General features: G+C 71.1%; 25 protein-coding genes. 14 read left to right on the top strand and 11 right to left on the bottom strand.

Annotated elements, in window-relative coordinates; translation table 11 throughout:
- From rocD to ACSP50_RS37105, 4 genes are all read right to left on the bottom strand, one after another.
- Entirely contained in the window at nt 1-1,215 is a 1,215-nt protein-coding gene (rocD, locus tag ACSP50_RS37120) for an ornithine--oxo-acid transaminase (RefSeq protein WP_014694473.1), read from the bottom strand.
- Nucleotides 1,212-2,009, bottom strand: a complete 798-nt coding sequence (gene ddaH, locus ACSP50_RS37115) for a dimethylargininase (protein ID WP_043516279.1) — start codon at nt 2,007-2,009, stop codon at nt 1,212-1,214. The genes rocD and ddaH overlap by 4 nt, the downstream gene beginning before the upstream one ends.
- Before the next feature lie 289 nt (nt 2,010-2,298).
- On the bottom strand, nt 2,299-2,856 hold the full coding sequence (locus ACSP50_RS37110) for a hypothetical protein (protein WP_014694471.1): 558 nt from the start codon (nt 2,854-2,856) through the stop codon (nt 2,299-2,301).
- Between the two features lie 108 nt (nt 2,857-2,964).
- Entirely contained in the window at nt 2,965-3,570 is a 606-nt protein-coding gene (locus ACSP50_RS37105) for an ATP-dependent Clp protease proteolytic subunit (RefSeq protein WP_014694470.1), read from the bottom strand.
- A 164-nt stretch (nt 3,571-3,734) separates the two neighbouring features.
- Between ACSP50_RS37105 and ACSP50_RS37100 the strand changes: the two genes are divergently transcribed.
- The gene (locus tag ACSP50_RS37100; RefSeq protein WP_043516276.1) at nt 3,735-4,541 is read left to right on the top strand and encodes an Fpg/Nei family DNA glycosylase; all 807 of its coding nucleotides are present in this window, start codon (nt 3,735-3,737) and stop codon (nt 4,539-4,541) included.
- On the opposite strand, the gene ACSP50_RS44480 is transcribed toward ACSP50_RS37100, so the two are convergent.
- Both ACSP50_RS44480 and ACSP50_RS37090 read right to left on the bottom strand, forming a co-directional pair.
- Complete coding sequence (locus ACSP50_RS44480; protein ID WP_231956791.1) at nt 4,542-5,732, bottom strand: polysaccharide deacetylase family protein; 1,191 nt, start codon at nt 5,730-5,732, stop codon at nt 4,542-4,544.
- Between the two features lie 237 nt (nt 5,733-5,969).
- Nucleotides 5,970-7,130 (bottom strand): glutamate--cysteine ligase, encoded by a 1,161-nt coding sequence (locus ACSP50_RS37090; protein WP_014694467.1) that lies wholly within the window; start codon nt 7,128-7,130, stop codon nt 5,970-5,972.
- Between the two features lie 69 nt (nt 7,131-7,199).
- Between ACSP50_RS37090 and ACSP50_RS37085 the strand changes: the two genes are divergently transcribed.
- The 11 genes from ACSP50_RS37085 (at nt 7,200) to ACSP50_RS37035 (ending at nt 18,181) form a co-directional block, all read left to right on the top strand.
- The gene (locus tag ACSP50_RS37085) at nt 7,200-7,472 is read left to right on the top strand and encodes a DUF6412 domain-containing protein (protein WP_014694466.1); all 273 of its coding nucleotides are present in this window, start codon (nt 7,200-7,202) and stop codon (nt 7,470-7,472) included.
- Nucleotides 7,473-7,530: 58 nt separating this feature from the next.
- Nucleotides 7,531-8,214, top strand: coding sequence for a membrane protein insertase YidC (locus tag ACSP50_RS37080; RefSeq protein ID WP_014694465.1), 684 nt, complete (start codon nt 7,531-7,533; stop codon nt 8,212-8,214).
- 133 nt (nt 8,215-8,347) lie between these two features.
- Entirely contained in the window at nt 8,348-9,742 is a 1,395-nt protein-coding gene (locus tag ACSP50_RS37075) for a carbohydrate-binding protein (RefSeq protein WP_014694464.1), read from the top strand.
- Nucleotides 9,743-9,920: 178 nt separating this feature from the next.
- Nucleotides 9,921-11,198, top strand: a complete 1,278-nt coding sequence (locus ACSP50_RS37070; protein ID WP_014694463.1) for a chitinase — start codon at nt 9,921-9,923, stop codon at nt 11,196-11,198.
- A 26-nt stretch (nt 11,199-11,224) separates the two neighbouring features.
- The gene (locus ACSP50_RS37065; RefSeq protein ID WP_014694462.1) at nt 11,225-12,421 is read left to right on the top strand and encodes a glycosyl hydrolase family 18 protein; all 1,197 of its coding nucleotides are present in this window, start codon (nt 11,225-11,227) and stop codon (nt 12,419-12,421) included.
- A 79-nt stretch (nt 12,422-12,500) separates the two neighbouring features.
- Nucleotides 12,501-12,848 carry a PadR family transcriptional regulator gene (locus ACSP50_RS37060; RefSeq protein ID WP_014694461.1) on the top strand — a complete coding sequence of 116 codons (348 nt, stop codon included), beginning with the start codon at nt 12,501-12,503 and terminating at the stop codon, nt 12,846-12,848.
- Entirely contained in the window at nt 12,845-13,813 is a 969-nt protein-coding gene (locus tag ACSP50_RS37055; protein ID WP_014694460.1) for a hypothetical protein, read from the top strand. The genes ACSP50_RS37060 and ACSP50_RS37055 overlap by 4 nt, the downstream gene beginning before the upstream one ends.
- Nucleotides 13,806-15,452 (top strand): alpha-amylase family protein, encoded by a 1,647-nt coding sequence (locus tag ACSP50_RS37050; RefSeq protein ID WP_014694459.1) that lies wholly within the window; start codon nt 13,806-13,808, stop codon nt 15,450-15,452. The genes ACSP50_RS37055 and ACSP50_RS37050 overlap by 8 nt, the downstream gene beginning before the upstream one ends.
- Nucleotides 15,453-15,504: 52 nt before the next feature.
- A complete protein-coding gene (locus ACSP50_RS37045; protein WP_014694458.1) occupies nt 15,505-16,269 on the top strand; it encodes an SDR family oxidoreductase in 765 nt (254 codons plus the stop codon).
- 48 nt (nt 16,270-16,317) lie between these two features.
- A complete protein-coding gene (locus tag ACSP50_RS37040; RefSeq protein WP_014694457.1) occupies nt 16,318-16,716 on the top strand; it encodes a hypothetical protein in 399 nt (132 codons plus the stop codon).
- Between the two features lie 7 nt (nt 16,717-16,723).
- Nucleotides 16,724-18,181, top strand: a complete 1,458-nt coding sequence (locus tag ACSP50_RS37035; RefSeq protein WP_014694456.1) for a glutathionylspermidine synthase family protein — start codon at nt 16,724-16,726, stop codon at nt 18,179-18,181.
- Nucleotides 18,182-18,184: 3 nt separating this feature from the next.
- Here ACSP50_RS37035 and ACSP50_RS37030 read toward each other — a convergent pair whose 3' ends face one another.
- From ACSP50_RS37030 to ACSP50_RS37020, 3 genes are read right to left on the bottom strand one after another with little or no spacing between them, the layout of a single operon-like run.
- A complete protein-coding gene (locus ACSP50_RS37030) occupies nt 18,185-19,141 on the bottom strand; it encodes a DUF1152 domain-containing protein (protein WP_014694455.1) in 957 nt (318 codons plus the stop codon).
- Nucleotides 19,138-19,554: a hypothetical protein gene (locus tag ACSP50_RS37025; RefSeq protein ID WP_014694454.1), complete on the bottom strand. Its 417-nt coding sequence runs from the start codon at nt 19,552-19,554 to the stop codon at nt 19,138-19,140. The genes ACSP50_RS37030 and ACSP50_RS37025 overlap by 4 nt, the downstream gene beginning before the upstream one ends.
- A gap of 10 nt (nt 19,555-19,564) precedes the next feature.
- Nucleotides 19,565-19,930, bottom strand: a complete 366-nt coding sequence (locus ACSP50_RS37020; protein WP_014694453.1) for a hypothetical protein — start codon at nt 19,928-19,930, stop codon at nt 19,565-19,567.
- 78 nt (nt 19,931-20,008) lie between these two features.
- On the opposite strand from ACSP50_RS37020, the gene ACSP50_RS37015 reads away from it, so the two are divergent.
- Complete coding sequence (locus ACSP50_RS37015) at nt 20,009-20,902, top strand: Gfo/Idh/MocA family protein (RefSeq protein WP_014694452.1); 894 nt, start codon at nt 20,009-20,011, stop codon at nt 20,900-20,902.
- 3 nt (nt 20,903-20,905) lie between these two features.
- Here ACSP50_RS37015 and ACSP50_RS43235 read toward each other — a convergent pair whose 3' ends face one another.
- Nucleotides 20,906-21,076, bottom strand: coding sequence for a hypothetical protein (locus ACSP50_RS43235; protein WP_014694451.1), 171 nt, complete (start codon nt 21,074-21,076; stop codon nt 20,906-20,908).
- Nucleotides 21,077-21,370: 294 nt separating this feature from the next.
- On the opposite strand from ACSP50_RS43235, the gene ACSP50_RS37010 reads away from it, so the two are divergent.
- Nucleotides 21,371-21,715: a hypothetical protein gene (locus ACSP50_RS37010; RefSeq protein ID WP_014694450.1), complete on the top strand. Its 345-nt coding sequence runs from the start codon at nt 21,371-21,373 to the stop codon at nt 21,713-21,715.
- Between the two features lie 5 nt (nt 21,716-21,720).
- Here the strand turns inward: ACSP50_RS37010 and ACSP50_RS37005 are convergent, their stop codons facing one another.
- The gene (locus ACSP50_RS37005; protein WP_014694449.1) at nt 21,721-22,716 is read right to left on the bottom strand and encodes an AraC family transcriptional regulator; all 996 of its coding nucleotides are present in this window, start codon (nt 22,714-22,716) and stop codon (nt 21,721-21,723) included.
- Nucleotides 22,717-22,955: the final 239 nt, after the last annotated feature.

The following is a 22,955-nucleotide window of genomic DNA, read 5'->3' as shown; positions in this document are numbered from 1 at the left end:
TCAGCCTGCCAGCACGGCGGCCAGTTGGGCGACCGCGTGGTCCAGGTCCTCTTCGGTGATGACCAGGGGCGGCGCCAGGCGGATCGTCGAGCCGTGGGTGTCCTTGGCCAGGACGCCGAGGGCGGCGAGGCGTTCGCAGGCCTGCCGGCCGGTCATCAGCGCCGGATCGATGTCGACGCCGGCCCACAGGCCCCGGCAGCGCACCGCGACCAGGCCCTTGCCGATCAGCCCTTCGAGGCCGGCCCGGAGCCGCTCCCCGAGCCGCGCCGAGCGCTCCTGGAACTCGCCGGTGCCCAGCAGCCCGACCACCGCGCTGCCGACCGCGCAGGCGAGTGCGTTCCCGCCGAAGGTCGACCCGTGCTCGCCCGGCTTCAGCACGCCGAGCACGTCGGTGTTCGCGGCCACCGCGGAGACCGGCACGATGCCGCCGCCGAGCGCCTTGCCCAGCACGTACATGTCCGGGACGACGCCCTCGTGCTCGATCGCGAAGGTCTTGCCGGTGCGGCCCAGGCCGGACTGGATCTCATCGGCGATCATCAGCACGTTGTTCGCCGTGCAGGTCTCGCGGACCGCCGCGAAGTAGCCGGCCGGCGGGATCAGCACGCCGCCCTCGCCCTGGATCGGTTCGAGCAGCACCGCGACCGTGTCCGGCGTGATCGCCTGGGCGAGCGCCTCGGCGTCGCCGTAGGGGACCACCACGAAGCCGGGGGTGTACGGCCCGAAGTCGGCCCGCGCCTCCGGGTCGGTGGAGAAGCTGACGATGGTGGTGGTCCGGCCGTGGAAGTTGCCGTCCGCCACGATGATCTCGGCGCGCCCGGCCGGCACGCCCTTGACCTGGTATCCCCACTTGCGGGCGACCTTGACCGCGGTCTCCACGGCCTCGGCGCCGGTGTTCATCGGCAGCACCAGGTCCTTGCCGCACAGCTCGGCCAGCCCGCGGCAGAACGCGGCGAACTGGTCGTGCACGAACGCCCGGCTGGTCAGGGTGAGCCGGTCGAGCTGGGCGTGCGCGGCGGCGATCAGCCCGGGGTGCCGGTGCCCGAAGTTCAGCGCCGAGTATCCGGCGAGCATGTCCAGGTAGCGCCGGCCGTCGACGTCGGTGACCCAGGCGCCCTCCGCCTCGGCCACGACGACCGGCAGCGGGTGGTAGTTGTGCGCCGTCCAGCGCTCCGCCTCGGCCAGCGCCTCTGCGGTACGGAATTCCACGGTCGTCACGAGCGCACCTCCAGCGTGCAGCACTTGGGTCCGCCACCGGCCTTGCGGAGCTCGGAGACGTCCACCCCGATCGGGTGGTAACCGGCCTTGCGCAGCTCCTCGGTCAGGTGCGTCGCCTGGACCGGCAGCACCACGTTACGGCCGTCGCTGACCGCGTTGAGGCCGAGCACCGCGGCGTCCTCCGCCGTTGCGATGATCGCATTCGGGAACAGCTGCCGGAGCACGGACTGCGAACCCGGCGAGAAGGCCGACGGCAGGTACGCGATGTTCGTCTCGTCCAGCACGCACAGCGCCGTGTCCAGGTGGTAGTACGCCGGGTCGACCAGCTGCAGGGTGACCACCGGACGGCGCAGGAACTCCTGGGTCTCGGCGTGCGACGCGTGCGAGGTGCGGAACCCCGTCCCGGCCAGCAGCAGGTCGCCGGCGAGCAGGATGTCGCCCTCACCCTCGTTGGTGTGCTTGGGCATCTCGGTCTCGAAGCCCGCAGCCCGGAACCACGCGGCGTACGCCGGCGCCTCGTCGGCCCGCTCGGCGTCCCGGAACTGCACGCCCAGCGCGCGCCCGTCGACGATCGTGCCGCCGTTCGCGGCGAACACCATGTCCGGCAGGCCGGGCAGCGGGTCGACCAGGTCGACGGTGTGGCCCAGCTCGAGGAAGGTCCGGCGCAGGTTCTCCCACTGGCTGACGGCGAGCGCGTTGTCGTACGGCGCTGTGGGGTCCATCCACGGGTTGATCCGGTAGGTGACGGCGAAGTGGGTGGGCCGGCACATCAGGTAGCGGCGCATGGCGGTCATGCAGAAACGGTAGGTGCGGATGACCTTCGCGCACCCCGGTCCAATCATGCGTCCGGCGGCGGATCGTTGCGTGATCACCGCACCCGGCGGCGAATCGTTGCGGGCACCCCACACGGGCGCCGGGAGCGGCGTTTTCACGCAACTCCCGGCGCCCGTGCGGGTCGTCCGGCGAACCGCCGGAGCCCGGCCCGGCGAACCGCCGGAGATTCTCGGTGCGGGCCGGCGGTGCCGTCCCGATTCCGAGGGGTGTCCCGTCAGCGTATCGCTGTCGGTAAATGTCGATTACCCGTCAGAAGCGGTTCGCAAACTGTGCGTCAAGCCACTCCCGCAGCCGCGCCGGCGGCTGCGTGTCGGTGCCCAGCCAGCTCAGCTGGCCGTTGAGGGCGAGCACGCCGAGCACGATGGCACCCAGCGAGATGAGCAGGCCGAGCAGCGCGTCGGTCTTGCCGGCCACGTGCTGTCTGCGGGTGGCGTTGAGGCCGATCAGCGAGAGCAGCAGACCCAGTCCGGCGACACCGACGCCGTATCCGGCGAGCGGGCCGGAGAGCACCAGCGCCATCCCGGCGACGCTGACGATCAGGCCGAGGGTGGCCATCATGCTGCCGCGGGCCCGGCGCACCGGGGCGACCGGGGTGGCCGGCGCGGCCGGGCTGACCGGGGTGACCGGGCGGCCGACGGTGATCGGCTTGCGCTCGGCCGCGGTCGGCGCGGTCACCGTGGTGGCCGGCACCGGCTTGGTGACCGCCTGCGTGGTGGGTTCGTCGTCGCCCCGGCGGGGCCGCACCGGGACCCGGGCCGTCTCGTCGGTATCGGTCGTGGCCGTGCGCGAGAAGGTAGGCATCCTCACGTCAGCACCTCCTTGAGCGGGGGAGTCGTCTGACGCTCACATACCCGGGCGGTGGGGAAATGACACGGGGGACGCACGGCCACGCCGCGCGTCCCCCGTGGAGAAGCCTCAGACCAGCGACGACACCGCGTTCACGTCGGACGCCTTGGCGATCACGTGGTCGACGATGCCGTAGTCCTTGGCCTGCTGGGCGGTGAACCAGCGGTCCCGGTCGGAGTCGCGCTCGATCTCCTCCGCGGTGTGCCCGGTGTGGAAGGCGATCCGGTCGTTCATCACCGTCTTGATGTGCAGCATGCTCTCGGCCTGGATGGCGATGTCCGCGGCGGTGCCACCGATGCCGCCGGAGAGCTGGTGCATCATCACCCGGGCGTGGGGCAGCGCGTACCGCTTGCCGGGGGTCCCGGCGCAGAGCAGGAACTGGCCCATCGAGGCGGCCATGCCCATCGCGATGGTGGCCACGTCGTTCTTGATGTACTGCATGGTGTCGTACACCGCCATCCCGGCGCTGATCGAGCCACCGGGGGAGTTGATGTACAGGGCGATGTCGCGTTCCGGGTCCTCCGAGGCGAGCAGCAGCATCTGCGCGCAGATCCGGTTGGTCACCTCGTCGTTGACCTCGCTGCCGAGGAAGATGATCCGCTCCCGGAGCAGACGCTCGAAGACCTGGTCGTCGAAGGACGCGCCGCCGCCGCGCATGGTCGGTTCAACACTCATGGGTCAACCCTTTCGCATCCGCTCTTCTACGTCTCACACCCTCTCTCACGGGGCGTGTCGAAACCCAGCGATTCCCCTCAGGGCGAATCCGCTGACGGCAGAATGCCCCCCGGGTGGCGATCATCACGTCCGGCCGGGTGGGCCCGGGCGGCTACCTTTGGCGCGTGCCGGAGGGACATACCATTCACCGCCTCGCCACCCGCCACCGCGAGCTGTTCGCCGGCGCGCCGGTGGGGGTGACCAGCCCGCAGGGCCGGTTCGCGGCCGGTGCCGCGCTGCTCGACGGCCGGGTGCTGGCCGACACCGAGGCGTACGGCAAGCATCTGCTGCACCACTACGAGGGTGACCGCACGCTGCACGTCCACCTCGGGCTGTACGGCAAGTTCACCGAGGGGGAGCCGCCGCTGCCCGACCCGGTCGGCCAGGTGCGGATGCGGATGACCGGCCCGTCGCACTGGCTCGACCTGCGTGGACCGACCGCGTGCGAGGTGCTCGACCCACCCTCGGTGCAGCGGCTGCGGGCCCGGCTCGGGGCGGATCCGCTGCGTGACGACGCCGACCCCGCCCGGGCGTATCAGAAGGTCAGGGCCAGCACCAAGCCGCTGTTCGCGCTGCTGCTGGACCAGTCCATCGTGGCCGGTTGCGGCCTGATCTACGCCAACGAGGTGCTCTTCCGGGCCGGGTTGTCGCCGCTGACACCGGGCACCGCGGTCGGCCGCGAGCTGTGGGCCGCCCTCTGGGACGACCTGCGCGCCCTGATGAAGGAGGGCGTCGCGCGGGGCCGGATCGACACCGTGCACACCGAGCACACCCCGGAGGCGATGCGGCGTGCTCCGCGCGTCGACCGGCACGGTGGCGAGGTGTACGTCTATCGGCGCACTGCCCAGCCGTGCCTGGTCTGTGCCACCCCGGTCGCGATCGGCCCGCTGGCCGGCCGCAACCTGTACTGGTGCCCGGCCTGCCAGAGATGACTACTCGGTCGGGGCCGCCGACGGGGTGACCACCGGGTCGGCGCTGGTGCTCGGCGCCGGAGCGGGCGTCGACGGCGCCGGGGTGGCCGGCTTGGCGGTGGCCGGGGTCTCACCGGTGCCGGACGGCACCCCCAGCTGATAGTTCTCGGTCAGCCAGGGCAGCAGTTCCCGGTACGCCGCGATCGTGTCCGGCTGGTTGAAGTCGTGTGACAGCACGATCGCGCCCGGCTTGATCTGCTTCCTGATCGACGCGACCACCCGTTTGACGTGCGCCGCATCGCTCTCGCCGGTCAGGTGCTCCCAGTCGCGCGGGTCGACCGCCCAGTACAGCGAGGACATCCCGTCGGCGTGCGCGGTCTGCACCAGCCGGTCGTTGAAGTTGCCGCCGGGCGCCCGGAAGAACGGGATCGCCGCGTCCGGCACCGCGGCCCGGATCGCCGCGTTCGTCTTCTCCAGGTCGGCCCGGATCTTCGCGGGTGTCTTCTTCGCGATGGTCAGGTCGTGGTCGTAGGTGTGGTTGCACAGCGTGTGCCCGGCCGCCACGATCTGCCGGACCATCTCCGGGTGTCTCGCCACCTGGGAGCCGACCAGGCAGAACGTCGCCTTCACGTGGTACTGCTCGAGCATCGCCAGGATCTTCGGCGTCTGCTCCGGGTCGGGTCCGTCGTCGAAGGTGAGTGCGACCGTCTGGCTGCCGGTGGTCAGCAGCGACCGGCCGGGACCGGCGCCGGCGGCCGGCGGGAGCTGCTGCGATTCGATCGGCTTGCCGGTGACCGCCGCCGACGGTGTGGGCTTGGCGCCGGCCGCGGGCTGCGCCTGCGGTCCGCCCGGCCGGTTGCCGGAGTCGTTCGTCCTATCGTGCTGACCGGCGGCCCGCGCCGAGGCCTCGGCCTGCGCGGCGGCGGCCAGCGAGCCCGGGTCGCTGTGGCCGGGCTGGGCCAGCGGCACCGCGGTGATCAGCAGGCCGGCCACGACCAGGGTGCCGAGCACCGTGGTCGGCCGGTTCTTCGCCGCCTCCAGCCAGGTCTCCAGCGGCAGGGTGCCGGGCGCGCGGTGGGTGCCGGTGGCCGGCCGCCGGGGGCGGGATCGGCCGGGGGCCGCGGAGTGCCGTGGCGCTCCGGCGGCAGACCGGACGGTGCTGTACGACCCGGTGTCGCCGGCCCGGTGCCGGGCGGCACGGGGCGCGGGCACGGGCGACGGTGCATCCACTGTGGAGCGCAGCGCCGGGCCCACGGCGAGGTCCGGCCGACGGTGCCGCCCACCCGTCGCGGCTGCGTCGCCGGGGCTCGTCAGGTGCGGCGAGGTGTGCGGCGGCATCCGTCATGCCTACCGTGCGGCAAGATCCCGCGCGATACCGGATCGGTCACCGAACCCTCACTGAAAGTTGTTTTTGCTGGTCACTTGCCGTGCCGCTGTGGGCAATATCTGTCATTCTCCCCCGCGGGTGGCGCGCGCCAGCCAGTCCACCACCCCGGCCACCGGCACCCCCTTGGCCAGCAGCGCCCGCTGCCGTGCCGCGCCGGTGCCCCGGGTCCGCAGCCGCTCCAGCAGCATGGTCACCATCTCCAGGTCGCCGTGCCGCTCCAGTTCCGGCCGGACGAAGTCGACCAGCTGACGCAGCAGCCGCCAGGCCGGGCGCGGCTCCCGGGTGGCGAAGTCCAACCCGAGGCCCTCGAGACCGTCCTTGGCCGCTCGCCAGTGCGCCGCCATCAGCAGCGGGTGCGGCACGTCCGGCGCCGGGACGCCGTCGCGCACCTCGTTCAGCAGGGTCGAGACCAGCCCGCGGGCCAGCGCGGCGAGCAGGATCGCGTCGTCCACGGTGGGCATCACGTCGCCCATCCGGATCTCCACGGTCGGATACCGCGCGGAGAGCCGGGCGTACCAGTAGAGCATCCCCTCGTCGAGCATCGCCCCGCTCGCCTCGAGGTCGGCGATCAGCGTCAGGTAGTGCTCGTGTGAGGTGAGGTACGGGGTCGGGCCCACCGTCGGCCAGCGTTCCCACAGCATCGAGCGCCAGCTGGCGTACCCGGTCTCCCGGCCGCCGAACAGCGGCGAGTTCGCGGTCGCCGCCTGCAGCACCGGCAGCCACGGGCGCAGATGATTGAGCACCTGTACGCCGGTCTCCGCATCCGGGATGCTCACGTGCACGTGTGTACCGCACAGCCCCTGGCCGGGTGAGAGATCGCCGAAGCGCTCCCGCATCCGGTGGTACCGCGGGTCGTCGAAGAGTCGGGTGTTCGGCCCGGCGGCCGGGCCCGCGCCCACCGCCAGCAGCCGTGACCCGGCCCGCTCCGCGGCGGTGGCGACCGTTTCGCGCAGCCCGGTCATCGCCTCGTAGAGGCTCATCAGCTCCAGCTGGGGCGGACTGGCCACCTCGATCTGGCTGCGCAGGTACTCGTGCTGGACGCCGCCCCGGAACTGCTCCGGGATCTGCTCCAGCACCGCCTCCACGGTTTCCACGCCGCGCGGTTCGACCGCGTCGACCAGCAGGTATTCCTCCTCGACCCCGAGCGTGAGCAGATCGCGCTTCTCGGCGCGCTCGGCGAGTCGGGCAGAGATAGTCGTCGTGCCCTCGGCAGCGGCTTCCATGCGCGACGGGTTACCCGCCCGGTTTGCCGGCAAAACCGGGCCTTGACCATCGGCGTTACGCTGCCGGACATGCTGCTTCTCGGGTACTGGGCGCTGGCGGGCACCGCCCTGCTCGACCCCGGGCTCAGCAGCGGCCCGCGACTGGTCGTCGCGCTGGCCCTGGTCGCGGCGGCCCTGGTGGTGGCCGCCGTGGTCGCCGTCCCGGTGCCGGCCGCCGGCCTGCTGCCGGGGGTCCGGGCGTTCACCCGCCGGGTCCGCACCGCCGCCCCGCGCCTGCTCGACCCGGGCGCCTCCGGCCGTCCCCGCCCCCGAGCACCCACCGCGTACCCCGCGGCCGCGTAACCGTTCCGTACGCCGCCGCCTCGGTGTCCTTCCCGTTTCGGACCCTTGGGGTATCGCCATGTCCATTTCCGGTCTCTTCCACGCCGTCGTCGACGCCGCGCACACCGGCATCACCGTCCTGTCCGGGCATCTCGAACCGCTGACCGGCGGGCTCGCCGCGGCCGTCGCGATCGTCCTGTTCACGCTGCTCGTCCGGGCCGCCCTGACCCCGCTCACCTACCTGCAGATCCGCACCGAGCGCCGCCGCGCCGCGCTGGCGCCGCAGATGGCGAAGCTGCGGGCCGAGCACAGGGACCCGATGGAGCTCGCCACCGCGACCCTGGCGCTGCAGCGCGAGCACGGGATCGGCCCGTTCGCCGGGCTACTGCCCGGGCTGGCCCAGGCGCCGTTCTTCATGGTCATGTACCGGGTGGCGCTGCATCCGCCGGCCGGCGCGATCGCCGGGGTGCCGCTGACCGCGCACCTGTCCGCCGGGCTGCCGGTCTTCGCCGTGCTGCTGGCGATCTCGGGCGGGATCGCCTGGTGGTCGTCGCGCCGGGCGGCCGCCCCGCAGCCGGTCCCGGTGCCGGGCGACGACCAGCAGGCGGCCGCGCTGACCGCGGGGATGCTGAGGTACCTGCCGTGGCTGACCGTGCTCGCGGTGGCCTGGCTCCCGCTGGCCGGCGGCCTCTACCTGGTGACCTCCGCCGCGTGGACCGCCGGTGAGCAGGTCGTCCGGCGCCGGCTGGTCGCCGCCGCCTGACCGGGAAGTCCGGCGGCCGGAGCTGGTCGCCGGACGCAAATATCGACAGATTGACAACTTCTCGAAACAAGCGTGAAATCTTCTGAGAGCGCTCTCACGTTCCTTCTCCACCCCCAGGAAAGGCGTGTCCCCCATGGCAGCTTCCCGGAGAGTCCTCGCGGTCGGCGCGGCGGTCCTGACCGTCGCCGCGTCGGTCGCCTTCGTATCGCAGGCCGAGGCGGCCGTCCCCGCCCCGCCGGCCGGCATGTCCCTGGTCTTCAGCGATGACTTCACCGGCGCCGCCGGCACCGGGCTGAACAGGTCGAACTGGCTCTACGACCTCGGCACCGGCTATCCCGGCGGCGCCGGCAACTGGGGCACCGGTGAGGTCGAGTCGATGACCGACTCGACCGCCAACGTCTACCAGGACGGCGGCGGCAATCTGGTGATCAAGCCGATCCGGGACGCGTCCGGTCAATGGACGTCGGGCCGGGTGGAAACCCAGCGGACCGACTTCGCCGCCCCGGCCGGCGGCAGGGTGCGCATCGAGGCCCGGCTGCAGCAGCCGAACGTGAGCGGTGCGGCGGCCGCCGGTTACTGGCCGGCCTTCTGGGCGCTGGGCGCGGCGGCCCGCCCGGTCGGCGCCACCAACTGGCCGAGCATCGGCGAGTGGGACATCATGGAGGACATCAACGGCCGGTCGTCGGTCTTCTCCACGCTGCACTGCGGCACCCCCTCGGGCGGGCCGTGCAACGAGACGACCGGTCTGGGCAGTGGCGAGCGGGCCTGCGCGGGCTGCCAGACCGGTTTCCACACCTACGCGGTGGAATATGACCGCAGCACCTCCCCGGAGCAGCTGCGGTGGTATCTCGACGGCGCCAACTTCTTCACCCTCAACTCGTCCCAGCTGGACGCCACCACCTGGAACAACGCGACCCACCACGGGATGTTCGTGATCCTGAACGTGGCGATGGGCGGCGGCTTCCCGGCCGCGTTCGGCGGTGGCCCCACCGCGGCCACCGCGTCCGGCGTGCCGATGCTGGTCGATTACGTGGCGGTGTACCAGTCCGCCGGTGGCACGACGCCGCCGACCAGCACGCCGCCGACCAGCACGCCGCCGACCACGACGCCGCCGAGCGGGTCCCGGGACGCGTATGCGCAGATCCAGGCCGAGTCGTACGACGCCGCCGCCGGGGTGCAGGTGGAGACGTGCGCCGAGGGCGGGCAGGACGTCGGCTACCTCACCAACGGTGACTGGATGCAGTTCGACAACGTCGACTTCGGCACCGGCGGGGTGAAGGACTTCGTGGCCCGGGTGGCCTCCGGGGCGGCCGGCGGGGTCAGCGGCCTGGTCGAGGTGCGGGTGGACAGCCGGAACAACGCCCCGATCGGCACCTTCGCGGTGGCCAACACCGGCGGCTGGCAGTCCTGGACGTCGGTGCCGGGCAATGTGGCGAATGTTTCCGGCAGTCACACGGTGTATCTGACCTTCACCAGCGGGCAGCCGGCCGACTTCGTCAACGTGAACTGGGTCCAGTTCCGCCGGTAATACTTTTTATCGAAGATCGCGCATGGACCGTAGCCGCTGACCTGCGGCTGCGGCCCATCGTCATGTCGTGATCACGGATCGAGTTTTAAAGATGTTTAAGGTTCCCGACCCCTTTACATTTACTGTTAACAGTCCTAAAGATTGACGTATCTCACCGGAGGCGCATGGAAGGACAGCTATGAAGCGCTCCCGATCGGTACTTCTCGCGACGGTCGCCGTGGTGGCCGCCGCCGGTACGGCCACCTGGTTCGCCGGCGACGCGTCCGCGGCGGCGGCCTGCGCCACGGCGTGGAGCTCGTCCGCGACGTACGTCAAGGACAACGTGGCCGCGCAGAACGGGCACAACTACACGGCGAAGTGGTGGACCCAGAACGAGTCGCCGGCCACCCACAGCGGCCAGTGGGACGTCTGGCTCGACGGCGGCGCGTGCGGCGGCACGACGACACCGAGTTCCTCGCCGAGCGCCTCGCCGACCACGTCCAAGCCGACCACCCCGCCCGCCTCGCCGTCGAGCAGCCCGACCGGTTCCCCGACGGTCCAGCCGACCGGCACCGGCAGCCTCCCGGCGCACTTCCTCACCGGGTACTGGCAGAACTTCGTGAACGGCGCCACGCCGCTCAAGCTCGCCGCTGTCCCGAGCTCGTACGACCTGATCGCGGTCGCCTTCGCGGACGCCACCGCGACTCCCGGCGCGGTCAGCTTCACCCTCGACCCGGGCCTGGCCGGTGCCGTGGGCGGCTACACCGACGCGCAGTTCAAGGCGGACATCGCCACCCTGCACTCGCGCGGCAAGAAGGTGATCATTTCAGTCGGCGGGGAGAAGGGCTCGGTCAGCGTCTCCAGTGACGCGGCGGCCGCCAACTTCGCCGACTCGGTCTACGCGCTGATCCGGGCGTACGGCTTCGACGGTGTCGACATCGACCTGGAGAACGGGCTCAACGCCACCTACATGGCGAGCGCGCTGCGTACCCTGCGCGGCAAGGCGGGCTCGAACCTGATCATCACGATGGCCCCGCAGACCATCGACATGCAGAGCACCGGCTCGTCGTACTTCGCGCTGGCCCTGTCGATCAAGGACATCCTGACCGTCGTACACACCCAGTTCTACAACTCCGGCGCGATGCTGGGCTGCGACCAGATGAGCGCGTACGGCCAGGGCACCGAGAACTTCCTGGTCGCACTCACCTGCATCCAGACCCAGGGTGGGCTGCGGCCCGACCAGGTCGCGCTCGGCCTGCCGGCCACCACCCAGGCCGCCGGCGGTGGCTACGTCGCCCCGTCGGTGGTCAACGCGGCCCTCGACTGCCTGGCCCGGGGCACCAACTGCGGCACCTTCAAGCCGCCGGCCACCTATCCGGGCATCCGCGGTGCGATGACCTGGTCGATCAACTGGGACGTCAGCAACGGCACCAACTGGGCCGGCACCATCGCTCCGCATCTGGCCACCCTCCCCTGATCCCTCTCACCCCTGGAGACATCCCCATGCGTACGAGTAGGAAGATCGCCCTGGTCTCCGCCGTGCTCGCGGCCGGAACCGGCGCGGCCGTGCTCCCGATGACCTTCGCCAACGCGGCCGCCGCCTGTGCCCCGGCCTGGAGTGCCGGCGCCACCTACGTCAAGGACAACGTCGCCTCGCAGAGCGGCCACAACTACACCGCGAAGTGGTGGACCCAGAACGAGTCGCCGGCCACCCACAGCGGCCAGTGGGACGTCTGGATCGACAACGGCACCTGTGGCGGCACCACCACCCCGCCCACCACGACCCCGCCCACCGGTCCGACCACCCAGCCGCCGACGACCGGCACCAGGATGGCCTCGGCGCCGTACGTCTACCCGGGCTGGGGTAACCCGCCGGCCCCGGCGACCGTCGTCAACGCGACCGGGATCAAGTCGTTCACCATGGCGTTCGTCCTGGCCAGCGGCGGCTGCAACCCGGCGTGGGACGGCGAGTCCGGCCTCACCGGCGGCGTGCACGCCAGCTACCTTTCGCAGATCAAGGCGGCCGGCGCGGACGTCGTCCCGTCGATCGGCGGCTGGAGCGGCAACAAGCTGGGCCCGAACTGCACCACGGTGGACGCCCTGGCCGGCGCGTACCAGAAGGTGATCAGCGCGTTCGGTCTCAAGGCGATCGACATCGACATCGAGAACACCGACGAATTCGAGAACACCGCGGTCCAGGACCGGATCCTCGGCGCCCTGAAGATCGTCAAGGCGAACAACCCGTCGGTGAAGACCATCGTCACCTTCGGCACCACGCCGACCGGGCCGAGCTACTACGGCACCCGGCTGGTCCAGCAGGCCAAGGCGCTGGGCGCGAACATCGACGTGTTCACCCAGATGCCGTTCGACTTCGGCGGCGGCTCGGACATGTACGCCGCCACGGTCGGCGCCACCGAGGGCCTGAAGAACACGGTGAAGAGCACCTTCGGCTACACCGACGCCCAGGCGTACTCGCACATCGGCATCTCCGGCATGAACGGCCTTTCCGACCAGCAGGAGACCACCACGGTCGACACCTGGACCCGGATCCGGGACTACGCCAGGAACAACGGCCTGGCCCGGTTCACCTTCTGGTCGGTCAACCGGGACCGGGGCTGCGCCGGCGGCGGCGTGGTCTCCGACTGCTCCGGCATCGCCCAGTCCGACTGGGCCTTCACCAAGGTCAGCGCGGGCTTCTGAACCACTCGTGAGTAAGGGAAGGGCGGCCCCACGGGGCCGCCCTTTCGTTATATGCCGATGATCGGTATATTCCTCGCCCATGAGCAATGTGCCCCTGCGGGAGCCCACGTTTCTGGTGCTCACCGCCCTGGCCGCGGAACCCCGGCACGGCTATGCCGTGATCGAGGACGTGGCCCAGATGACCGGCGGCCGGCTGCGGTTGCGTGCCGGCACCCTCTACACCGCACTCGACCGCCTGCGCCAGGACGGCCTGATCGAGGTTGACCGCGAGGAGGTCGTCCAGTCCCGGCTGCGCCGCTACTACCGGCTCACCGGGGCCGGCGAGCGCACTCTCGCCGCCGAGACCGCCCGCCTGCGCGAGCAGGCCACCATCGCCGAGCGCCGGTTGAAGGTTCGTCGTACCAACCTCGGGGGAGCCACCGCGTGACCACTCTGGAGTCCCGGTACCGCAGGCTGCTGCGGATCTACCCGGCGACGCACCGGGCCGCCTACGAGGACGAGATGCTCGGGGTGCTGATGGCCGGCTCCCCGCCGGATCGTCGCTTCCCCGGCCCGGCCGATGCGGTGGACCTGATCCGCGGCGGCCTCACGGCGCGTCTCGGTCGGGCACTTCAAGGACGGCACGGTACGGGCTGGCGCGAGGCCGCCGCGGTCACCGGCCTGTTCACCGCGCTGGTGATGGTCAGTGACAACGCCGGCACCCTGATCAGCGGCCTGCTCGAGATCAATCTGTACGGCGACCCGATGCGGGCCCACGGGCTGAACGACGCCCTGCTGGCCGACCCGGCGCTGCGGTTGCTGGCCTGGCTCGCCCTCGCCGTGGCCGCGCTGTCCGGCCGTGGCCGGGCCGCCGCGCTGCTGTCCCGGGTGGTGGTGGCGGCAGAGCTCACCGCGGTCCTCTGGTGGGCCGGCATGGACACGGCGGTGGCGATCCGGCTGTCCTGGGCGCCGGTTGTCGCGATCGTGACCGCGCTGCTGTTCGGCATCGTCCGCCCGGCCCGCCCGGTCCGTGAGGTGCTGCCCCGCCGCAGCGGTCTGCTGGTCGCGGCCGCGCTGCCGGTGATGGCGCTGGCCGAGGGGGTGCTCACGATTCCCGAGCTGGCCTGGAGGTTCCCGTACGGGCTCCGGACGGTCTGGGCAGATCTGCCGTTGGTGCTGCTCGTGGTCGCGGTGGCGCTGATCGGCGCCCCGGTCCGCGGTCGGGTCGTGGTGCTCGGGCTCGCCGTCTGCGTCGGGCCGGCGGTCTTCCTGGGCGTCGGGGAGTCGCCGGCGCTGCCGCCGCTGGTGCTGGTCCTGGCTCCGGCGGTGGTCCTCGCGGCCGGCGTCGTCGCGCTGTCGCGTGCCGAACGTTTTGCGGCCCGCCGGCGCGGAGAACAAGGGGGCCATGAGTGACCGGTGGTATCAGAAGGCGGTCGTCTACTGCCTCGACATCGACACGTTCGCCGACTCCAACGGTGACGGCTGCGGCGACATCCCGGGACTGATCGGCCGGCTGGACTATCTGGCCCGGCTCGGGATCACCTGCATCTGGCTGAACCCGATCCACCCCTCGCCGGACCGGGACGACGGCTACGACGTCGCCGACTTCTACAACGTCGACCCCCGGTTCGGCACCCTGGGCGACTTCGCCGAGCTGCTGCACCAGGCGGGCAACCGGGGCATCAAGGTGATCATCGACCTGGTGGTCAACCACACCTCGGACAAGCACCCCTGGTTTGTCTCGGCACGGTCGTCGCCGGACTCGCCGTACCGCGACTGGTACGTCTGGAGCGAGACCGCACCGCCGGACCGCAAGCAGGGCATGGTCTTCCCCGGCGAGCAGTCGGAGACCTGGAGTTTCGACCGGACCGCGAAGCTCTGGTACTACCACCGGTTCTACAAGTTCCAGCCGGACCTCAACATCAGGAACCCGGCGGTGCGCGAGGAGATCAAGAAGATCTGCGCGTTCTGGCTGCAGCTCGGCGTCGCCGGGTTCCGGATGGACGCGGTGCCGTTCATCATCGAGGAGACGGTGCCCGGCAACCCGAACCCGGCGAAGAACTTCGAGTTCCTCACCGAACTGCGCCAGCACGTGCAGTGGCGTAGGAGCGACGCGGTGCTGCTCGCCGAGGCCAATGTCGAGCCGGCCCAGCTGGTCACCTACTTCGGCGACGAGGGTGGCTCGGGCAACCGGATCCACATGCTCTTCGACTTCATGCTGAACGCCAAGATGGTGCTGGCGCTGGCCCGGGAGGATCCGGAGCCGATCATCGACGGGCTGCGCGAGACCCCCAAGCTGCCGCCGGGCGGCCAGTGGGCCACCTTCCTGCGCAACCACGACGAGATCGACCTGTCCCGGCTCACCGCCGAGCAGCGGCAGGACGTCTTCGACCGGTTCGGGCCGGACGAGAACATGCAGCTGTACGGGCGGGGCATCCGCCGCCGGCTCGCCCCGATGCTGGGCAACGACCGGCGCCGGCTGGAGCTCGCCTACGCGCTGCAGTTCAGCCTGCGCGGCACCCCGGTGCTGCGCTACGGCGAGGAGATCGGGATGGGGGACGACCTGGCCCTGGAGGGCCGGGACGCGATCCGCACCCCGATGCAGTGGTCCGGCATGCCGAACGCCGGCTTCTCCACCGCCGACCCGGCCGACCTGATCCGGCCGGTGGTGATCGACGACGGATACGGGTACGAGAAGCTCAACGTGACCCTGCAGCGGCACGACTCGAAGTCGCTGTTGGCCTGGTTCGAGCGGATGATCCGGACGCTGCGCGAGGCGCCGGAGATCGGCAGCGGGGCGTGCACCCACGTCGACGTGCCGGCCCCCAAGGGGCTGCTCATCCACCGTGCCGACGACGGCACCGGCACCATGGTCTTCCTGCACAATCTCGGGCCGGACGCGGTGACCGCCGACCTGAGCAGCCTGGCCGCGGAGTCCGAGCTGCCCAACGACGTGCTCTCCGACACCGAATATCCGGATCCGGGCAAGCTGACCGAGCTCCCGGTGTCCGGTTACGGCTATCGCTGGATCCGCCTGCGCAGGACCGCCTGATTCGGTTTAGAGTCAGCCGTCGGAGCAGCAGAGATCACCATGGGAGGCCGCAATGTCGCAGTCCGCATCGTCCAGGGTCGCCATCGTCACCGGAGCCGCGCGCGGCATCGGCGAGGCGATCGCGCTCAGGCTCGCCGCCGACGGCCTGGCCGTCGCGGTCGTCGACCTGGATGAGGGCGCCTGCGCCAACACGGTCACCGCGATCCACGACGCTGGCGGCACCGCGGTCGCGATCGGCGCGGACGTCGCCTATCCGGCTCAGGTGACCGCCGCGGTCGAGCGGGTGGTGGCCGAGCTCGGCCCGCCGGCCGTGCTGGTCAACAACGCCGGTGTGCTCCGGGACAACCTGCTGTTCAAGATGAGCGAGGACGACTGGGACACCGTGATGTCGGTGCACCTGAAGGGTTCGTTCCTGTTCTCCAAGGCCGTGCAGAAGCACATGGTCGACGCCGGCTACGGCCGGATCGTCAGCCTGTCGAGCACCTCGGCGCTGGGCAATCGCGGACAGGCCAACTACGCGGCGGCCAAGGCGGGCCTGCAGGGCTTCGTCAAGACGCTCGCCATCGAGCTGGGTAAGTTCGGCATCACCGCGAACGCGGTGGCCCCGGGATTCATCGTCACCGACATGACCCGGGCCACCGCGGCGCGGATGGGCGTCGACTTCGCCGACTTCGAGAAGGCGATGATCGGTCAGATCCCGGTGGCCCGCGCGGGCCGTCCCGAGGATGTGGCGAACACCGTCTCGTTCCTGGTGAGCGAGGGGGCCGGCTTCGTCTCCGGCCAGGTGATCTACGTGGCCGGTGGGCCGAGGGACTGAGGCTGGCAACTTGCTGAGAACGGCTACAAAGAAGTGATGAATCGGCGCATGAGCTCCCGCAGCGTGTCGTTGACCAGCACGTTCCTGATGCTGGCGGCCGGCGGGGCGTCGGCCTGCAGCAACGACCGCTATCACGACGAGGGTTTCTACTGCGCCGATGAGAACGGCGTCATCGTCGACGAGGACTACTGCGACGACCACAACGGCATCTATCACGGCGGCGGGCCGTACTACATCTACCACTCGCCGAGCTACCGTTCCGGCTACCGGGTCGGCTCCAAGCTGCCCTCGGGCGGCAGCCGCTTCCCGTACAACGACTCCGGCTCGCGCAGCACGTACGGGCTGCCGTCGACCGGCCGGGTCGGCAACGGCACGGTGAAGAGCGGCGTGGTCGGCAAGGGTGGTGGCGGCAGCCACTCCAGCGGACACGGCTCGTCGGGCAGCTGAGGGGAACATGCGACGGATTCCGTACGGGCCGGTCCGGGACGGTTGGCGGCTGACCAATTTCAGTCTCGGTCTGACCTACAACGACGACCTCCTGCCGGACGGGACGATGTACTCGTACTGGCAGGAGGGCCCGTACTACGACTTCTCCGCCGACGAGATCGAGGAACTGGAGAGCGCCACCGCCACGCTGTACGACATGTGCCTGCGGGCCGGCGACTGGATGGCCGGGCAGTGCCCGCGGCGTACCGTCGAGGGTCGCCGGCGTGGCTTCATGACCTCGATCTGCACGGCCGAGGCGTGCTTCCTGACCCGGATCGGGATCCCCGAGTACACCCACGAGCAGATCCTGCGGACCTGGTTCGACGGCGACGCGGAGACGTGGACGCACCAGGACAAGGACCCGGACATGCGGCTGCCGATGCAGACGCCGGACTTCTCGCCGACCGTCTACGGGCGCTTCGACCTCTGGTACAACGGGGCCGGCAGCACCCCGCGCCTGCTTGAATTCAACGCGCAGACACCGACCTCACTGGTCGAGGCCGCGGTCATCCAGTGGCACTGGATGGACCAGACCGGGGTCAGCCGGCACCCGTGGCGGCAGTGGAATTCGATCCACGACCGGCTGGTCGGCTGGGAGGCCACCCCGGACGGCGAGCCGGCCGACCCGGGCGCCTGGCGGCGCAACATCGCCAAACTGCGCGAGGCCCGGCCCTGGCTGCCGGAGAAACCCAAGATCTATTTCGCGTACGAGACGTCGGAGACCTCGGGCGAGGACCGGATGAACGTCGCGTACCTGATGTCCACCGCCGAGGAGGCCGGCTTCCCGGTGGAACTGATCGCGATGAGCCAGATCGGCTGGGACGTGGCCGGCGACCGGGTGGTCCACGTGCCCGCCCCCGGCCGGGAGAACGAATCCCAGCCGATCGACGTGATCTTCATGCTGTACCCGTGGGAGTGGTTCTGGCACGAGGAGGGCGGCAAGGCGTTCTTCCGCAACATGGCCGACCCGTCCAAGCGGGGCACGGTCTGGATCGAACCGCCGTACAAGGCCGCCCTGCTCGGCAACAAAGCCCTGCTGCCGGTCCTGTGGAAACTCTTCGGCGATGACCCGGAGCGGGCGAAGTACCTGCTCCCGGCGTACTTCAGCGGATCCAAGGGTGCGGCGACGCTCACCTCGTACGCCAAGAAACCGGTCTGGGGCCGCGAAGGCGGCTCGGTCACCCTGGTCCGCGACGGGACGCCGATCACCGACAACCCTTCGGAGTACGGGTCGGACGGCCTCTACGTCGTCCAGGAGTTGTGCGAGCTGCCGTCGTTCGACGGGCTGGAGGGCACCGTGCACCCGGTCATCGGTTCCTGGCTGATCGACGGCGAGCCCGCCGGCATGGGCATCCGCGAGGGTCTCGGCGTCGAGGGCCTGGTCACCAAGAACACCTGCAACTTCCTCCCGCACGCCGTCTCCTAGCGCTCAGTGCGGAAACACCCGCGGGATGCGGGTGGTGACCCCGTCGCGGAAGGCCTCGATGCGGGTGATCACCTGGCGGCGGCCGACGGTGTTCTCGATCCGGTCCAGGTAGAGGCAGCGCGCGGCCAGCCGGTCCAGGTCGACGGTGAAGTACATGGCCATCAGCGGGTTGACGAACAGTGCGCTGCCGCTGGTCCGCCGGGTGAACTGGATGTCGCCGCACTGACCGGCGAGGGCGGCGGCGATCTGACCGTTGACGATGCTCGGCCGGTCCGGCGTGTTCTTCGCGGCGTCGGCGACCGCCTCCCGGTAGAGGACCGCCTCCCGGCTCGTCCCCGGGATCGACAGCGCGCCCAGGTAACCGCCCTCCCGGTCGAGCGCCGCCAGGTTCTCCAGCACCTGCACGTGGTTGACGCCGTGATACGCGTCGATCCCGAAGCCCAGGCAGGTGACCAGCTTCACCGGTACGTCCAGCGCGGTCACCGCCGCGACGCTGGTGAGATCCTCGACCGGGGTGCCCAGGCTGTGCTCGTCGCCCCGGCAGAGGATGTCGGTGCCGCCGTCGACGAGCACGATCGCGTCGAGGTTCAGGTGCTCGACCAGGAACCGGTACGCCGCCCGCAGGGTCTGCACCCCCAGCGGCGGAAACGCGTACACCGTCGACGGCATGTCGTGCGCCGCCAGCCACCTGGCGAGTGTGCCCTCCGGGAAATACCAGTCCGGGCTCGTCGACTCCGGCGTCACGGCGACGACGTGATCGGCGATCCAGGACTCCCGGTCGACGAGTTCGAGCTCGGAAAACGACAGGTTCGCGAGGTGGACCTCGGCCCCGACCGCGCGCAGCGCGAACGCCAGCGGCAAGCCGGCGTAGACGTCGAAGCCGCCGCCGGCCCCGGCGATCAGGATCCGCCGGGCGGATGCCAGCGCGGCGAACAGCGGCGGTGTGGCGAGGTTCGTCACGCGGCCGGACCGGGCTTGTGGCGCCAGATCCACCAGAGGCCGATGAACGGCAGGACCAGCGGTACATAGCCGTAGCCGCTGCCGTAGCGGGACCAGACCGTGTCGTCCGGGAACGCCACCTTGTCGGCGATGCTCAGGGTGCCGACGATCAGCACGCCGAGCAGCTCGATCGTGCAGCTGACCAGGGCGATCAGCCGGCCCCGGGCGCCACCGCGGGCCAGGCCCACGGTCGCGGCGAGGTACACCGCACCGGCCAGCGCGGACAGCAGGTAGGCCAGCGGGGCCTCGCCGAACTTCGTGCTGATCTGGACCAGCGCGCGAGCGCTCGCGGAGAGCGCGAACGTCCCGTACACCAGCAGCAGCACCCGGCCCAGGCCGGTGCCGAGAGCGGCGTCACCGGGGCGGGTCTTCACGGGGGTCTCGTCAGACACCGGTCACCGACGCGATCTGCTGCAGGCGCAGCACTAGGACGGGCAGGATGACGGCGCCCACCCCGAGGATCAGGCTCCCCCAGCGGGTCGGCTCCAGCTTGGCCAGCCAGGTGGCGGCCGGGGCGAAGCAGATCGTGGTGACCAGATAGCCGGCGAAGGTGGTGGTGTCCGCCGGGCGCGAGCCGTCGAACAGACCGATCACCGCGACCACGACCAGGACCGCGACCAGAGCGCTGAACCCGGTCATGGCCAGCAGGTCGAGGCGGCTGGGCGCCCGGTCGAGGGCGCTGCGCAGGAAATACCACGCGGCCAGCAGGAGAGCGACGACGATCGTCGCCACCGAGAGGGGACCGTTCACCCGGCACAGGTTACTGACGTGCCGGTGGGCTGGTAACTTCCGGCCCCGGAGATCCTGAAGAGGACGGGTGGGCAGATCGTGCGTTTCGGATTGTTCGGTACGGGCCCCTGGGCGCACATGGTGCACGCCGAGGCGCTCGCGCAGCACCCCGAGGTGGAGTTCGCCGGGGTCTGGGGACGCGACCCGGCCCGGGCCGCCGAGCTCGCGGGCAAACATCACACGCGGGCGTACGCCGAGGTGGACGCCCTGCTCGCGGACGTGGACGCGGTGGCGATCGCCCTGCCACCGGACGTCCAGGCGCCGATCGCGCTGCGGGCCGCGCGGGCCGGGCGGCACCTCCTGCTGGACAAGCCGGTGTCACTGCGTACCGCCGAAGCCGTGGAACTGACCGCGGCCGCCGCGGACCGGGACGTGGCATCGGTGGTGTTCTTCACCCGGCGCTTCGTACCGGAGACCGAGCGGTTCCTCGCCGAGGCGGTCGCGGCCGGCGGCTGGACCGAGGCCCGGATCGACCACCTCGGTTCGATCTTCACCCCGGGCAACCCGTTCGGCGCCTCGCCGTGGCGGCGCGACCGCGGTGGGCTGTGGGACGTCGGGCCGCACGCCCTCGCCCTGGTACTGCCGGTGCTCGGCGCGGTCGCCGAGGTCACCGGGCTGTCCGGGCCGCGCGATCTGACCGTGCTCGTGCTGCGGCACGAGAGCGGGGCGATCAGCCGGCTCACCCTTTCGGTGGACGCGCCGGCCGGCGCCACGCGACAGGCCGCCGAGTTCGCCGGGGAGGCCGGGGTGTGGCCGGTGCCGGCCGTCGAGTTCGCCGCGGTGGACTGCTTCCGGGCGGCACTGGACCAGCTGCTGGCGGCCGCCGCGGGCGGGCCGGCCGCGGCCGTCGACGTGCGTTTCGGGGCGCAGGTCACTGCGGTGCTCGCGGCCGCCGATCAGGCCCTGGAGCAAGGCCGGGTCGTCCGGCTCTAGGCGCTAGGGGACGGTGCGCTCGATCGCGGCCGCGCCGTCCCGCTCCAGCTCGGCGCGAGCACGCGCGATGTTCTCGGGCGTCGGATACCTGCCCTGGGCCACGGCCAGGTCCTCGGGGTCCCAGGGCTGCTCGGCGCCGGTGCGCCAGACTGGCGGAGTCTCGGTCTCGTGCATGCCCTCATTCTGTATGCCGGGCCGGACGGCCGCGCCGGTTTCGCGCGGCAGAAGTGACTGTCGGCCGAAACAGGCGCTAACTGGACAGAACCTGCGCGTTACGGATGGACGCAAAGTAGCGGGGCGAATACTTTTTCTCCTGTCACGCTTGCCAGGGGCGGACCGTCCCGACAGCCGGCTCCCACGCGGACGCCGCGGCAGGCGTGAGGTGAGGGGACAGATCTGCATGACGCACCGCACCGCAGCCCGACGAACGCGCGCACGGCTCGGCCGCACCGGCCCGGCGGGCATGGCATGACCGGCCTCTGGGACGCCGAGCGGGACGCCGGCGAGGTGATGCGGGCCCTGCACGGCCTGGCCGCCCTGCTGGGCCGCGACCCGGACGAGGACACCCTGCGGCTGATGCGTCAGCTCGCCGAGAACGGCGTCTCCTCGGCCGCCCGGGTCCGGGACTACCTGCACGAGCAGCGCGGGCCCGGCGACGGGGACGCGGCCGTGGTGGCGTCCGTGCTGGCACCGTGGCGGGAGTGGACGCCGTCGCGGGGTCACCTGTTCGGGGCGCACCGGGGGAGCGGGCCGGTGGGTGCCCGGCGGATCAACGAGGTGCCGCAGCCGCGCCGCTGCGACCCGGGAGAGTGAATCCGTCAGCCGGCCCGGCGCAGCGTCTCTGACGGGGAGACGCCGAACCGGGTGCGGTACGCCGAGGCGAACCGCCCCAGGTGGGCGAAACCCCAGCGGTGCGCCACCGCGGCGACCGTGACCACCGCCGGATCGGCCACCCGCAGCGCCTCGTGCGCCCGGGTCAGCCGGGTCTGCTGCAGGTAGGCCATCGGCGTGCAGCCGACGTGCCGCCGGAAACCCTCCTGCAGCGACCGCACGCTCGTCCGGGCGATCGCGGCCAGGTCGGCCACCGTGAACGCCCGGTCCGGCTCGTCGTGGATGACGTCCAGCACCCGGCGGATGCTCCGCGGCGGCCCGGCGGCGGCCGGCGCGACCAACTCGTCGTGGTAGCGGTGTGGGACGCTCAGCAGCAGCCCGCTCAGCACGCTGCTGCACAGGTGCTCGGCGATCAGCGGCTGGAAGATCAGGCTGGATCGGTGCTCCAGCTCGGTGTGGACCAGATGGATCAGCCGGGCCCAGCTGTGCGCCGGGCCGCCGGTCAGCGCGAACGTGGCCGGCAGGTCGATCGTTCCCTCGATCGGGTGACCGAGCAGCGCGGCCAGTTCACTCTCCAAGGCCCAGTGTTCGATGCGCAGGTCGATCTCCGTGGACGGCGCCTCGGGCCGCAGGTAGACCGGATCGCCGGGGCGGAACGCGACGGCGGTGGCCGGTCCCGCGGTGACCTCCCGCCCGCCCCGCCGGGCCAGCACCCGCCCGGCCACCGGCAGGGTCACGTGGTACGCGTCGGCGGCCGGTGCGGCGAGTGTCACCCGCCCGGTGAAGGTGAGATGACCGACGGTGAGGGGTCCGAGTTGGATCACCTCCATGCCGATCTTGGTGTCGGCGTTCTCCGGCATGCCCAGCGACACCGGGTGGTAGAAACGATGCAGGACGTCAGCCGCGTCTTCGGCGGCGCCGCCGGCGAAGTGGACGATGCCGGGCGCCGGGGGGGAAACGGCGCCCGGGGCCGCGTCAGGCATGCCGCTCGGTGCTCCATCGCATACGGTGAGTATTCGGCCAGATTCAGTGGACAGTCAACGCCGTCACCGTGCGCTGACCGATCCAGCACATTCCGGCCATATGAACTACTCTGGCGTTCCGCGCCTACGTGGCGTAACTTGCAGACCAGCGGATTGTTGTAGGAACGCGGGTTCCTGTGGCGTCTCCCAGCGAACGCCGCGTGCGAGCGACCTCTATCTCCGGCCGTCGCATGGTGTCC

This window comes from Actinoplanes sp. SE50/110 (assembly GCF_900119315.1).
GTDB lineage: Bacteria > Actinomycetota > Actinomycetes > Mycobacteriales > Micromonosporaceae > Actinoplanes.
Note: the sequence above shows the minus strand (reverse complement) of the source record. Positions and strands in the feature narration are given on the sequence as shown.

Coding starts and splice junctions, on each gene's coding strand:
- ddaH (WP_043516279.1), bottom strand. CDS start 2,009: ATGACCGCCATGCGCCGCTACCTGATGTGCCGGCCCACCCACTTCGCC.
- ACSP50_RS37105 (WP_014694470.1), bottom strand. CDS start 3,570: ATGAGTGTTGAACCGACCATGCGCGGCGGCGGCGCGTCCTTCGACGAC.
- ACSP50_RS37090 (WP_014694467.1), bottom strand. CDS start 7,130: ATGGAAGCCGCTGCCGAGGGCACGACGACTATCTCTGCCCGACTCGCC.
- ACSP50_RS37085 (WP_014694466.1), top strand. CDS start 7,200: ATGCTGCTTCTCGGGTACTGGGCGCTGGCGGGCACCGCCCTGCTCGAC.
- ACSP50_RS37080 (WP_014694465.1), top strand. CDS start 7,531: ATGTCCATTTCCGGTCTCTTCCACGCCGTCGTCGACGCCGCGCACACC.
- ACSP50_RS37075 (WP_014694464.1), top strand. CDS start 8,348: ATGGCAGCTTCCCGGAGAGTCCTCGCGGTCGGCGCGGCGGTCCTGACC.
- ACSP50_RS37070 (WP_014694463.1), top strand. CDS start 9,921: ATGAAGCGCTCCCGATCGGTACTTCTCGCGACGGTCGCCGTGGTGGCC.
- ACSP50_RS37065 (WP_014694462.1), top strand. CDS start 11,225: ATGCGTACGAGTAGGAAGATCGCCCTGGTCTCCGCCGTGCTCGCGGCC.
- ACSP50_RS37060 (WP_014694461.1), top strand. CDS start 12,501: ATGAGCAATGTGCCCCTGCGGGAGCCCACGTTTCTGGTGCTCACCGCC.
- ACSP50_RS37050 (WP_014694459.1), top strand. CDS start 13,806: ATGAGTGACCGGTGGTATCAGAAGGCGGTCGTCTACTGCCTCGACATC.
- ACSP50_RS37045 (WP_014694458.1), top strand. CDS start 15,505: ATGTCGCAGTCCGCATCGTCCAGGGTCGCCATCGTCACCGGAGCCGCG.
- ACSP50_RS37040 (WP_014694457.1), top strand. CDS start 16,318: ATGAGCTCCCGCAGCGTGTCGTTGACCAGCACGTTCCTGATGCTGGCG.
- ACSP50_RS37035 (WP_014694456.1), top strand. CDS start 16,724: ATGCGACGGATTCCGTACGGGCCGGTCCGGGACGGTTGGCGGCTGACC.
- ACSP50_RS43235 (WP_014694451.1), bottom strand. CDS start 21,076: ATGCACGAGACCGAGACTCCGCCAGTCTGGCGCACCGGCGCCGAGCAG.
- ACSP50_RS37010 (WP_014694450.1), top strand. CDS start 21,371: ATGACCGGCCTCTGGGACGCCGAGCGGGACGCCGGCGAGGTGATGCGG.
- ACSP50_RS37005 (WP_014694449.1), bottom strand. CDS start 22,716: ATGCCTGACGCGGCCCCGGGCGCCGTTTCCCCCCCGGCGCCCGGCATC.